The sequence below is a fragment of the Stenotrophomonas sp. GD03654 genome (genome assembly GCF_029845105.1).
Lineage (GTDB): Bacteria > Pseudomonadota > Gammaproteobacteria > Xanthomonadales > Xanthomonadaceae > Stenotrophomonas > Stenotrophomonas africana.
Genome location: NZ_JAOCLC010000053.1, coordinates 24,310 through 35,520, shown reverse-complemented (window position 1 = coordinate 35,520; position 11,211 = coordinate 24,310). Strand labels below are relative to the sequence as shown.

The 11,211-nt window shown below is 63.6% G+C and carries 13 protein-coding genes; 2 read left to right on the top strand and 11 right to left on the bottom strand.

The features are described from left to right. From N5J73_RS17765 to N5J73_RS17720, 10 genes are all read right to left on the bottom strand, one after another. On the bottom strand, positions 1-264 hold a 264-nt coding region (locus tag N5J73_RS17765; protein ID WP_279732909.1), incomplete at its 3' end, for a VirB3 family type IV secretion system protein. Then, complete coding sequence (locus tag N5J73_RS17760; RefSeq protein ID WP_012480640.1) at positions 257-676, bottom strand: TrbC/VirB2 family protein; 420 nt, start codon at positions 674-676, stop codon at positions 257-259. The genes N5J73_RS17760 and N5J73_RS17765, both read right to left, overlap by 8 nt. A 73-nt stretch (positions 677-749) precedes the next feature. Continuing rightward, complete coding sequence (locus tag N5J73_RS17755; protein WP_024958422.1) at positions 750-1,715, bottom strand: lytic transglycosylase domain-containing protein; 966 nt, start codon at positions 1,713-1,715, stop codon at positions 750-752. 3 nt (positions 1,716-1,718) lie between these two features. Further along, positions 1,719-2,762 carry a P-type DNA transfer ATPase VirB11 gene (virB11, locus tag N5J73_RS17750; protein ID WP_279941244.1) on the bottom strand — a complete coding sequence of 348 codons (1,044 nt, stop codon included), beginning with the start codon at positions 2,760-2,762 and terminating at the stop codon, positions 1,719-1,721. A 14-nt stretch (positions 2,763-2,776) separates the two neighbouring features. Next, a complete protein-coding gene (locus tag N5J73_RS17745; RefSeq protein ID WP_049448493.1) occupies positions 2,777-4,030 on the bottom strand; it encodes a TrbI/VirB10 family protein in 1,254 nt (417 codons plus the stop codon). Beyond that, positions 4,027-4,806: a TrbG/VirB9 family P-type conjugative transfer protein gene (locus N5J73_RS17740; RefSeq protein WP_049448496.1), complete on the bottom strand. Its 780-nt coding sequence runs from the start codon at positions 4,804-4,806 to the stop codon at positions 4,027-4,029. Before N5J73_RS17740 ends, N5J73_RS17745 begins: the two co-directional genes overlap by 4 nt. Further along, a complete protein-coding gene (locus N5J73_RS17735) occupies positions 4,803-5,849 on the bottom strand; it encodes a type IV secretion system protein (RefSeq protein WP_049448498.1) in 1,047 nt (348 codons plus the stop codon). Before N5J73_RS17735 ends, N5J73_RS17740 begins: the two co-directional genes overlap by 4 nt. Before the next feature lie 89 nt (positions 5,850-5,938). After that, positions 5,939-6,385: a hypothetical protein gene (locus N5J73_RS17730; RefSeq protein ID WP_012480646.1), complete on the bottom strand. Its 447-nt coding sequence runs from the start codon at positions 6,383-6,385 to the stop codon at positions 5,939-5,941. A gap of 427 nt (positions 6,386-6,812) precedes the next feature. After that, positions 6,813-8,492: a type IV secretory system conjugative DNA transfer family protein gene (locus N5J73_RS17725; protein WP_049448499.1), complete on the bottom strand. Its 1,680-nt coding sequence runs from the start codon at positions 8,490-8,492 to the stop codon at positions 6,813-6,815. Between the two features lie 36 nt (positions 8,493-8,528). Continuing rightward, positions 8,529-8,786: a hypothetical protein gene (locus N5J73_RS17720; RefSeq protein ID WP_005410128.1), complete on the bottom strand. Its 258-nt coding sequence runs from the start codon at positions 8,784-8,786 to the stop codon at positions 8,529-8,531. Positions 8,787-8,916: 130 nt separating this feature from the next. Here N5J73_RS17720 and N5J73_RS17715 point away from each other — a divergent pair, with 130 nt between their 5' ends. Beyond that, positions 8,917-9,336 carry an HD domain-containing protein gene (locus N5J73_RS17715; RefSeq protein ID WP_049448501.1) on the top strand — a complete coding sequence of 140 codons (420 nt, stop codon included), beginning with the start codon at positions 8,917-8,919 and terminating at the stop codon, positions 9,334-9,336. 126 nt (positions 9,337-9,462) lie between these two features. Beyond that, the gene (locus N5J73_RS17710) at positions 9,463-10,674 is read left to right on the top strand and encodes an MFS transporter (RefSeq protein ID WP_049448503.1); all 1,212 of its coding nucleotides are present in this window, start codon (positions 9,463-9,465) and stop codon (positions 10,672-10,674) included. Positions 10,675-10,690: 16 nt separating this feature from the next. On the opposite strand, the gene N5J73_RS17705 is transcribed toward N5J73_RS17710, so the two are convergent. Further along, complete coding sequence (locus tag N5J73_RS17705; RefSeq protein ID WP_049448505.1) at positions 10,691-11,170, bottom strand: MerR family transcriptional regulator; 480 nt, start codon at positions 11,168-11,170, stop codon at positions 10,691-10,693. Positions 11,171-11,211: the final 41 nt, after the last annotated feature.

Below are 11,211 nucleotides of genomic sequence, written 5' to 3'. Positions count from 1 at the left end.
CACCCACATGCCATCATGCTCCTGCACGTTGCGCACCTTGAGCTTGAACATCAGGCGCAGGCCCAGCAGGCGGAAGATCATCTCGTCACGCTTGGCCATCTGCCGCATGATGAAGATGGCCACCGGGATGGTCAGCAGAAACCAGAAGTTCGTGTACATGCTCAGCAGCAACAACCCACCCGCCACCATGAAAAATGGCAGGTAGGGAACGCCCAGGAACATCGCTGGGCGCGTGCATCCCCGGAACAGGACGTTCTTATGCACTGTAGTACTGGACGGCGTGCTTGATCATTTCAAACGCCATGCCAGCGCCGTCGCCACCACCGACCTTTTCGCAGCTGCCAGCCTCCTTGCCGAGCAGCATGCGCGCGATCTGGCCTGCCGCGCCGATCAGCACACCGCCGATGAGGATCGGGGCCACGTCACCGATGCGCTTGTGGGCAAACGCAATCTGGTAACCGGCGAAGATCACGGCGATCGTGACCACGGCGATCGAGGCCATGTTCAGCAGACCGTTGATGTTGGAGAAGAAGCCGCAGACCTTGCCATCGGTACCACCGAAGTCAGTGCCGGCCAGGGCCTGCGGAGCGAACACAGCACCGGCGAAAGCGACGGCCATCAGCATGGTCTTCAGCGTGCGCTGGGCCTGGACGAGGTCGAGATTGAATCGCTTCATGGATTGATTTCCTTGTTGATGGACTAACACAACTGAATCGACCAGCCGGGGGACCGGTCGCACCACGACTTCGTCAGAACACGAAGGCCGCATCCCCTGCGGGAATCTGCTGCACCGGCGCACGGGGCGCCGGTGCGTTGTAGAAATTCTGGGTGTCCGCTGCCGGCGCGTTACGCTCATTCCACGGGCGCAGCATCACCGGCGCGTTCGCGCCGGCAGCCATCCCGGGAAGCTGTTGCGGCATGGCTGCCCCGCCCTGCGCCGCACCAGGCTGCTGATACGGCTGTGGAGCTTGCTGCGGCATGTCGTTTCCACCCTGTGCCTGTGGCTGCATCATTCGATCGACCGAGCCCAGCACCACGCGCGATACCGCTTGGTCGGCGATGTTCAGCAGGCTGCCGCGGGCCATCGCACCGGTGGATGGGTAAACGGTGTAGGCCCGGGCAGGGTCATTGGACGGCACGTACACCGGCGCACTGGCCTGGGCGACGATGCGTGCCTGGGCCGGCGAGGCCGTCTGCGGATGATGTTCGACCCTGACCACCCGACGCTCGCCGCGGCTGACCACGTCAATCGGCGCGACGCCGTTGCTTGCGACCTGCTGACCGCGGCGGATCGAGTCATAGATCTTCTGCACGTACCCGTGACGGAAGCCGGTCTCGAAGTTGCCCGAGTAGTAGCAGCTGAACGACTTGCCCCAGTCACCACCGGAGCGCTTGTAGCAATCGGCGAGGATGCGCGAACCAGCCTGCAGGTTCGGGCACTGCTGGAAGGCCTTCTCGTAGGAATCCAGCCCGTACTTGCCCAGGTTGTAACGGTTGACCTGAGCCAGGCCAATGGAGAAGTTGTAGCCCTTCTCCTCCAGCATGCGAACGGTGGCCAGCGCCTCGTCGAGGGCCTTGGGCTGGCGCACCAGGGCGCCGCCGACCACGCCGATGGCATAGGGGTTGCGCGACGATTCCACGTTGATGACGTGCTGCATCACGTCCATCGAGACGGCCATTTCCGGGCACGCCATCATTTCCAGTCCTGGCAGCATTGGTCAGCCCTCCTGCCCCTGGGCACGCCCAGGATTGAAGTCGATGCCGGTGATGTAGCGCGAGCCGGCATGCGCCTTGATATGCACGACGATGTCGATGGTCATCATCAACAGTCGCTTGATCACGTTGAACTCCAGGCCCGAACCCTCGGCCGAGGCCTTCACCATCAGCGCCAGCTGATCCCAGGTCTGCTCCGGGCTGCCGGCATGGCAACTGGTGATCGAGCCCGGGTGGCCCGATGCGCAGTTGCGGATGAAGTAGAACGCCTCGTCACCGCGCAGCTCGGCCAGGATGATGCGTTCTGGCTTCATGCACAGGCAGGCTTCCATGCAACTCTTTGCGCTGACATTGCTGGTGCTCTGCCCGCCCTTGGAGTACAGCAGGTGCACCACATTGGGTTGGGTCAGAAACAGCTCGCGTGCGTCCTCGATCGTGACAAGGCGCTCGTTGTCCGGGATATGATTGACCAACGCTTTCATGAAGGTGGTCTTGCCGCTACCGGTCGCACCGGAGACCACGATGTTCTTGCGATACATCACCGCACGACGGAAGAACTCTGCGTACTCGCGCTGCTGGCGCAGTTCCAGCAGCTCGCGGTCCTGCTCGCTCAGACTGCCATCCTGTTCCAGGATCTGGTTGAAGAAACCATCCTCGTGGTACTGGGTGAGCGACTTGGTGTGCTTGGACGGCAGGCGGATCGTGATCGAAACCTTGCCGGCATCACAGGCAGGTGGAATCACGAACTGCGCACGTTGCCCGGTCGGGAAGGTAAGCGAGACGACCGGATCGGCATCGGTGATGCGCTGGCCGGTGTTGCTCTCGTTCACCACTGCCGTGCAGAACTGCCGGGCCCGCTCGAAGGTCAGACCCGGCACCTCCACCCGCTGCCACCCGGCCCGGGTTTCCAGGTACAGCTCACCGGGACGGTTGATGCAGATTTCCGTCACTTCCGGGGATGTCATGTACTCGGCGATGCCCAGCACTTCGTACTGATAGCGCAGGAAGTCGCTGGAAACGAGGGCGAGGGGTGACACTTCGGCGTCCATGGTTGTTCTTCGGGTTACCGGCGCGGGTTGAGCACGTTGGTGAAGTCGACGTCCTTTGCGACGTAGACGTTCACGACGGTTCCCTGGTTGATGGTGACAGTCGGCGGGCGATTCGAACTGGTCAGGGCTTCGTTGGCGAGACGCTCCATCGTGCGCGCGGTGGCGCTTTCATAGGGCGAACGAACGGCAAAACCATTACTGGAAACCGTCGTCGACTCTGGGCCATGCTCGGCTGCGGCGTACTTGAAGGCGTCGGCGATCAGGCTGATCATCAACGCCGACGCAATGCGACTACCCCAGTGCGCGCTGTACTGGCCAGGATGACCGGCACCACCCAGCTGATCCACGCCCGGGCTGGACATGGCCACGTCGATGCCATTGGGCGTGGTGATGCGATCCCAGATCACTTCCACGCGCTTGCCCTTGGGACCGCCACCGTACGCACCATAGATCTTGGACCCCTTGGGCAGCAGCAGGCTGCGGCCGTTGATCGAGTAGACCGGCTCGGTCAACAGGCACGACGTATAACCTGCAAGATCGGTGATGATGCGGGTCTCGAGTACACAACGCAGATAGGTGCCACGCACCAGCAGCGCGTCGGGGCTCCGGATGTAGGAAGCATTGGACACATCCTCCACATCAGGCCCGCGGCGCACCTTGGCCGGCGGAGCATTGCCGTTCTGCGCCTGCAGCGCAGCCAATGTGGCCTGCATGTAGGGATCGTCGTTGTCCCCTGCTGCGGCCTGGCCGCCAGCGTCGCCCGTGCCCACGCCTGCGCCACCACTACCGGCAATGCGGCGATCCAGCAGACTCGGGCCACGCTCGACCTCGCGCTCGGGTTCGGCACGAGGAATGAACGTCGGGCCCATCGTTTCCTGCGGCGGTGGCGGCAGCATCGGAATGGGTTCGGCGGCTTCCCGGGCAGCCTCGCGAATCGCGGAGGGTGCAATGATCGGCAGGTCGGGGGTGCTCGAACGTGCAACCTGCGGCGGCGCCTTGGCTTCTTCAGCGTCTTCCTTGCCCTTGCGCAGCAGCAGGAAGCCCATGGCCAGCAACAACACCAGGATGCCGCCGAGGAACAACAGCGCCTTGCGGTTCAAGCGCTGCTCTTCCGCAGAGCGAAGCTGTGGGGCACTGGCATCCAGATCCGGCGCCGCCTCTGCCTGCGCGTGCCCGTAGTAGGGGTTCGCCGATGGCTCCTGAGCCGCAGGCCCCTGTCCGTACGGAGACGGATTCGGATCGTTTTCGGGAGTGTTCTGCTGGCTCATTTCTTCACGTTCCTTCGCAGGCCGACGACGAAGTCGCCGTGGCGGATGACCAGGTACGGGTACGTCCCGTGCACGATCAGCGTATTGCCCTCAACCGTGGTGTTGACCACGAAATCCTCGCCATACTCCTTCTCGCGACCGAATACGGCCGGGAAGATACCGGTCTTGTACTCGGGCGAGTTGGGCAGTCTCAGATATGTGAAACGGCCATCGTCGTAGGCGTTGACCGGGACCAGCCATCCCATCTTCTTGGCCTTGCTGGTCGAATAGGAGTAGTTGAAGTTGTATTGGCGATCCTTGGCCAGCTCGGTACTGAGCAGCGGCTGCGCCTCCTCCTCGACCGCCGACTGGGCAGGGCCGAACACAGTGTCATTCGGATAGACGAATGCGATCTTGTACTGCACGCCGGCGCGACGGGCCTGCTCAAGCTGGCGCCAGTCGGTGGCGACGACCTTCAGCTCGAAAATGTACGAATGGGTCTCGGTACGCACCATCATGTTGGTGTCGACGTCGACGTTCTTCGGCTTGAGATAGAACACGTTCTCGCGACGGGTGAGTTCCCAGCCGCTGCTGAAGCCGGTGCTGTAGTCGAGGATCTTCTCGTTCGGGCTCAGCTCGATCTGGGTGGTGAGGCCCAGGCCGGTGCGAACCGGGTAGATGCGGTCCTTCTCATACTCGTAGTGGTCAACTGCCTGTGCCATCGCCGCGCTGGAAAACACCAGCGACAGCAACGACAGCAGCGCCCACGCGCTTCCCCTGATTTTTCGACTACTCATCGGTTGCTTGCTCCATCAGCATTTCCGGTGGAATGGTTCGGTGCCGGCATCATTGCCGGCTGTCCCGGCGCGCCCTGCCCCGGCATCGGCTGCCCCTGGACCGGCTGCCCCTGCATGGGCGCACCCTGCATCGGCTGCATCTGCCCATTGGCCGGCACTGCGACAGGCTGACCGGTGGCGGGATCGATCATGGTGGCAGCGGCCGGATTGTTCGGAACGTACATGCCCTGCGCCTGCTGTGCGGCGAGCTGTGCCTGTTGCGCGGCATCCTGGGCCTGCTGCTGCATGGCACCGTCATCCGGCACGGGCACGCCGCGCGCATAGTCGTTGTCGACACGGTACTCCGTGACCTGGAACGCCAATGGGTTGAGCACGCGGTCCTGTTCGGAGAGCGCCAGATTCTGGTTGTACTGGAAGCGCATGGTGACCAGCTGGTTGTCCAGATAGGTCGATGCACCGCTGCGCTTGTCGAGCAGGCTGCGCTGGATGCGCACGGACGCGCCACGGAAGCTGCCGTTCGCCTGCACGCCCAGCGGGGTGATGCTGAGGATCTTGACCCTGATCGCCTTGCCCCGGCCGTACATCACGAACGGATTCTGCGGATTGTTGCTGGCATAGCGCTGCTTCATGCTTGCGGCAACGGAATCACTGGACATGACGAACACCAGCTCCCAGTCGCGCAACCCCATCACCGCCGAGTCGTACGATTCGCGCGCCAGCACGTACTGGGCGACATTGCTGCGATTGATCGCTTCATTGGTGGTGATCGTCTCGCCCTGGAAGGTGCCACTCAGGCGCGCGACGGTCGCGGTGCCGGTGTAGGCATCGGCCATCACCAGGAACGGCACCTTCTCCTTCAGCGGCAGCATGTAGTAATAGCCGCCTGCCAGGGCGAGCGACATCAGCAATGAGCCTGTAGCCACCCACCACGCACGACGCTCGCTGCGGCGTGCCATGTCGGCCACGGTGATCTCGTAGCTGACCGCCTTGGCGACCGACTGCTCGACCTTGGGACTATTGCCGGGATCCTTCTTGCGGAACATGGATTCTTCCGTACTGCTGAAACATCAATGGGCGTGGCACCCCTGCGACAGGCGCGGGGAGCGGCACGTTCGATGATTTCGATGTGGACTCAGGTGCCGCTGTTGGAATCAGCGCCCTGCGCCGACGCGGTGGGCGTCGAGCCAGCGCTCTGCACAACGATCTGGTTGCCAACAATGGAGACGGAGATGCCCTGTGCCGCATAGGCCGCCGTGAGATCGATCACGGCCTGCTGAGCGTTGGTGGTGTCGATGTTCGAGACCGCGCCGTACAGGGTGAAGTCCGAGCTGAGGCGGTAATCAAGCGTGCGTCCGGAATCCTTGGCCCAGCGCTCGAGCATGGCTTTGAGCGTGCCATCCATCGGCGAGGCTTGGTAGACGTAGCTGGAGTACAGCGGGATTTCGGTCGTCGCCGCCGCAAAGCGGTTGACCGGCTTCCAGCGGCCGCCGAAATCGGGAGCGGACTTGGTGGCACAACCTGCCACCATCAGCGCCGCGACTGCGGCGATGGACATTTTCGCGATAAACGCCTGATTCATACGGGCTTCACTTTGACGTACGAAAAAGCAGTCCCGAGCGTTGGCTCCCTGGTCGTCCGGCGCTGCATGGCGCACGCCGGAATCGGGGAGACGCGCTGGCATGCAGCACACCTGCCCCGGCTCCCCTGCAGCCCGAAAGCTGCCAACCAGGTCGCGGGGCCGCCAGACTTTGTCGACGACACACCCGCACACCCTCACCAACGTCGAAACCATCCTTGTTTCCATGGCACAAACTCCTGGCCACCCTGCGCTACAACTTTTGCCATCCAACACACACTTCTGGATGACGAACACAGAGTTACACAACCACGCGTCAATTCCATGTCAGACAAGTCTGAAAATCTATGAACAGATGCCGAATTCTTGACTCAGCTCACGTTTTCACGTCGATGAATATGAATATAAGTCACAAATTTAGCGACGTGAATTAGACGTTAAGCATGGGGACGTCGACTTTTGGCAGCAGCCTCGAAGTGAAGTAGCGGTCCTTGTAATAGCGGATCTTGTCGCACTTCACTGGATGCGGTATGCCCTCGTACAGGAACACTTCCTTGTCCGGCCCCATTGCTTTCAGTTCCTGCGGCAGCATCAGCGCGCGCCGCTCTTCGGTGAAGCTGTGGGTCTTCTCGCGGGCGTGGGTGACGTTCTTCTTGCGGATGGTGGTGTAGCCCAGCATGTCCGAGTAGTCGTTGGCATCCTGCTGCTCCCGCGGCGCATACAGGATCTGCAGCGCGTGGTTGGTGATGATCGTGCGCGACACCTCCCGCCCGTAGGTGGCATCGAGCTGGGACATGCTCTGGATGATTGGCAGCAGGCGTATGTTGTAACCGGCCATGTAGGACACCGCCGAGGCGATGATCTCGACTTTGCCGATCGAGGTGAATTCGTCCATCAACAGCAGGCACTGGTACTTCAGGTCCGGGTTGGACTTGGGCAGTTCCTTGGTATTGAGGTTGATCAGCTGGCTGAAGAACAGGTTGATGATCAGCCGGCTCTCGGCCAGCTTGTTCGGCTGGATGCCGATGTAGATGGTCATCTTCTTCTTGCGCACGTCGGTCAACAGGAAGTCGTTGCTGCTGGTGGCCTTGTCCAGCACCGGGTTGATCCAGGGATTGAGCGGTTCCTTGAAGGTACCCAGGATCGAGGCGAAGGTCTCATCGGCCTGGGACAGCATGTTGGCGAACGCCGAACGTGCGTTGGCGCTGAGGAACGGCCGCTCCGACAAGGCCTTGAGGTACTTCTTCAACTCGGTGCCGTCACCCGACGACAACCGGTAGACAGCGCCCAGCGTGGGCGTGCCCGAGCCGCCCGGGAAACCGCTGCTGCGCTCGTCGTCCCAGTTCTCGAACAGATAGAGGGTGAAGGCCATGAACGCGTTGCGCGCCTGGCTGACCCAGAATTTCTGGTCCTCGGCACCATCCGGATACAGCATCGCGGCAATGCTCATCAGGTCCGAAACCCGGAACGCCGGGTCATCGGACACGTAACTGAGCGGGTTCCAGCGGTGCGTGCGCCGATCTTCTGCGAAGGGATTGAACAGGTAGATCTCCTGGCCCTGGCTGGCGCGCCAGCCGCTGGTCAGGTCGAAGTTCTCCTGCTTGATGTCCAGCACCACCAGCGATTCGCCGTACTCCAGCAGGTTCGGGATGACCACGCCCACGCCCTTACCCGAGCGGGTCGGCGCGGCCAGGATCACGAACTGCTGGCCGTCCAGCCGCACCAGCTTGCCGCCATGGCTGCCGACCACGATGCTCTGGCCGGTCTTCTTGAACATGCCGTGCTTGGACAGGTCGGCGCCGGTGGCGAAACGCGCGTCGCCATGCAGCGAGCGCTTGTCCTTCTTCAGCAGCAGCACCAGGCCGGTCACCACCAGTACCAGCAACGGCAGGCCGAAGCCCACGTAGCCGGCCCATTTGATCTTGCCCACGAAGGGCGCGACCTGTGGCTGGCCAATGGCGTGGTAGTACTGGTAGTACGTGTTCCAGGTGAACAGCTTGGTGTCCAGGCCCAGGAACAACAGGGTCAGGTAGCCGGAAAACACGAAACCAAGCAGCAGGGTCGCCAGCGTGACGATGGCGATGAGCAGATACTTCTTACTGGGCAACACCCGAATCCTCCATGATGCGCACGAGGGCGCGACGGCCTAGCGGCGGCGCCAGCGCGACGCCTTCTTCCGCAGGTTGTTTTCGTTCTCCAGCCCGGGCTCTTCGCCCTCTTCACGCACCCGCTGCAACAGCAGTTGGCGCGCTTCGGCCAGTGATACCAGGTCGGTCAGACGATCCCCATCGTCGGCGACGACCGCATGGCCGACCACATCGCCCGGAGCGTACACCGGCTCGTAGGACACTGCTACCAGCTGATAGCGGCCGCGGGTTTCCAGCACATGCCTGAATTCCTGCATCGCATTCCTCCTTGTCGGGGCGACACTGCGTCCCCTGCCCCGCCATCATGCCCATCGCAGTGTCATCGGCGTATGCACAAGCGCTGCGGTTTTTGCGCGAAACTGTCCGCGGATATCCAAGGAGACTGCGATGGACTGGGTAGCACTTGCACGCACGCTGGCCACCGAGGCCCACACGGGCCAGATCGACAAGGCTGGCCAGCCTTACATCTGCCATGTGGCGCGGGTGGCGGCCGCAATACGCGGCGACGATGACGCCGAAGTGGTGGCCTGGCTGCATGACGTAGCCGAAGACTGTCCGGCGTTGGCCGCACGGATCGAGGCATTTCCCGCACCGCTGCGCGAGGCGGTGCAACTGCTCAACCGCGACGCGGCCCCCGACGCGGACAGCTACTACGCGCGCATTGCCGCCCACCCGCTGGCACTGAAGGTGAAGCAGGCCGATCTGGAGGACAACGCCGATCCGCAGCGCCTGGCGATGCTCGACGCGGCGACGGCCGGGCGCCTGCGCGGCAAGTATGCGCACGCCCGGGCGGCGCTGGGCATCTGATCGCGCAGCGCGGTGGCGGGGTGGGCGAACGTGTCACCGATCAAACGCTGATTTACCCTGAGTGCTGCTGCCCTTGCTGCGGTGCAGCAGTACAATGACCGGCTCCCCGCCCCCATCGCGCCCCGCATGAGCCCCAACTCTTCCCTGGCTGCGCGGCTGACGCCCCGTCAGCGCACCCTGATCATCCTTGCCCTGTCCCTGGGCGGCTTCGCCATCGGCACCAGCGAATTCGCCAGCATGGGCCTGATGCTGGAGATCAGCCGCGGCCTGTCGATCTCCGAAACCCAGGTCGGCCACCTGATCAGCGCCTACGCCATCGGCGTGGTGGTCGGCGCCCCGATCCTCGCCTTCGTCGGCGCCAGCTTCCCGCGCCGCAAGCTGCTGCTGGCACTGATGGGCTTCTATGCCGTCGGCAACCTGGCCAGCGCGCTGGCACCAAACTACGGCACGATGCTCATTGCGCGTTTCGTCGCCGGCCTGCCGCATGGCGCCTACTTCGGCGTGGCGATGCTGGTGGCCGCCGCGATCAGCCCGGCCGGCCAGCGCGGCCAGGCGATGTCGCGCGTGTTGCTGGGCCTGTCGATCGCGATCCTGGTCGGGAATCCGCTGACCACCTGGCTGGGCCAGCAGCTGAGCTGGCGTACCGCCTTCGCCCTGGTCAGCGTGCTGGCCATCGCCACCGTGGCGATGATCGCGCGCTTCCTGCTGCCGGATCCGGACGAAGTTCGCACCTCGCCGATGCGCGAACTGCGCGCCTTCAACACCACCCAGGTGTGGCTGGCGCTGGCGATCGGTGCCGTTGGCTTCGCCGGCATGTTCTGCGTGTTCACCTACCTGGCGCCGACCCTGGTGCAGGTCACCGGCGTGGCCGAATCCTGGATGCCGCTGGCAGTGGGCGTATTCGGCATCGGCGCGATCATCGGCAACATCGCCGGTGGCTGGCTGGTCGACAAGTTCCACTTCAAGGCCGCTGCAGTGGTGCTGCTGTGGTCGATCGTGATGCTTCTGCTGTATCCGCTGGCCGCGCAATCGGTGTGGACCATCGGCCCGATGATCATCACCGTGGGCACGATGGGCGCGCTGGCGGCGGTACTGCAGACGCGCCTGATGGACGTGGCCGGCGAAGCGCAGACCCTGGCCGCCGCCTCCAACCATGCCGCCTTCAATACCGCCAATGCCCTCGGCCCGTGGCTGGGCGGCATGGCGATCAGTGCCGGCTTCAGCCCGGCCAGCACCGGCTATGTCGGTGCGGCCACCGCGATCGGCGGCCTGCTGCTGTGGTGCGTGGCGGTGATGCTGGACAAGAAGCGCAAGGCAGCCGGCGTGGGCAGCCACTGACCTTCGCGTCGGATCGTCAGCTGCCGCCCGCGCGGCGGCGGCGATCCGGCCGCAGCAATGCTGTGTCGCCGGCCGCCAGCGTCGGTCGCGCCAGCTCACCGCGCTTGACCCGCTCCAGCACCCGCCGCGAGTTGGCCGCGCAGTCGATGCCCTCCGGTCGTGCCTGGATGTCCTCGATCAGGGCCAGCAGGTGCTCCCGGCTCTGTGCCAGCCGCAACTGCAGCGCCTCGATGTCGGCCACCTTCTGCTGCAGCATCGTGATCAATGCGTCGTGCTGCCACTGGCCCATGTCCGGTGGCAGCAGGGCGCGTATCTCCTCCAGGCTGAAACCGGCACGCTGGGCACCGGTGATCAGCTCCAGCAGCAGGACCGCCTGCTCGGGGTAGTCACGGTAGCCGTTGGCCTGCCGCTGGGCCGCCAGCAACCCCGCCTCCTCGTAGAAGCGGATGCGCGACGCTGCCAGGCCCGTGCGGCTTGCCAGCTCACCGATCTTCATCTGCCTGAATCCTCGACATCGGAACCTGTTGACCTTCAATC

Excerpts from the sequence above, each read along its gene's own strand:
- N5J73_RS17720 (WP_005410128.1), bottom strand. The coding sequence starts at position 8,786 with ATGCAGGAATTCAGGCATGTGCTGGAAACCCGCGGCCGCTATCAGCTG.
- N5J73_RS17740 (WP_049448496.1), bottom strand. The coding sequence starts at position 4,806 with ATGAGTAGTCGAAAAATCAGGGGAAGCGCGTGGGCGCTGCTGTCGTTG.
- N5J73_RS17735 (WP_049448498.1), bottom strand. The coding sequence starts at position 5,849 with ATGTTCCGCAAGAAGGATCCCGGCAATAGTCCCAAGGTCGAGCAGTCG.
- N5J73_RS17710 (WP_049448503.1), top strand. The coding sequence starts at position 9,463 with ATGAGCCCCAACTCTTCCCTGGCTGCGCGGCTGACGCCCCGTCAGCGC.
- N5J73_RS17760 (WP_012480640.1), bottom strand. The coding sequence starts at position 676 with ATGAAGCGATTCAATCTCGACCTCGTCCAGGCCCAGCGCACGCTGAAG.
- N5J73_RS17755 (WP_024958422.1), bottom strand. The coding sequence starts at position 1,715 with ATGCTGCCAGGACTGGAAATGATGGCGTGCCCGGAAATGGCCGTCTCG.
- virB11 (WP_279941244.1), bottom strand. The coding sequence starts at position 2,762 with ATGGACGCCGAAGTGTCACCCCTCGCCCTCGTTTCCAGCGACTTCCTG.
- N5J73_RS17730 (WP_012480646.1), bottom strand. The coding sequence starts at position 6,385 with ATGAATCAGGCGTTTATCGCGAAAATGTCCATCGCCGCAGTCGCGGCG.
- N5J73_RS17705 (WP_049448505.1), bottom strand. The coding sequence starts at position 11,170 with ATGAAGATCGGTGAGCTGGCAAGCCGCACGGGCCTGGCAGCGTCGCGC.
- N5J73_RS17745 (WP_049448493.1), bottom strand. The coding sequence starts at position 4,030 with ATGAGCCAGCAGAACACTCCCGAAAACGATCCGAATCCGTCTCCGTAC.
- N5J73_RS17715 (WP_049448501.1), top strand. The coding sequence starts at position 8,917 with ATGGACTGGGTAGCACTTGCACGCACGCTGGCCACCGAGGCCCACACG.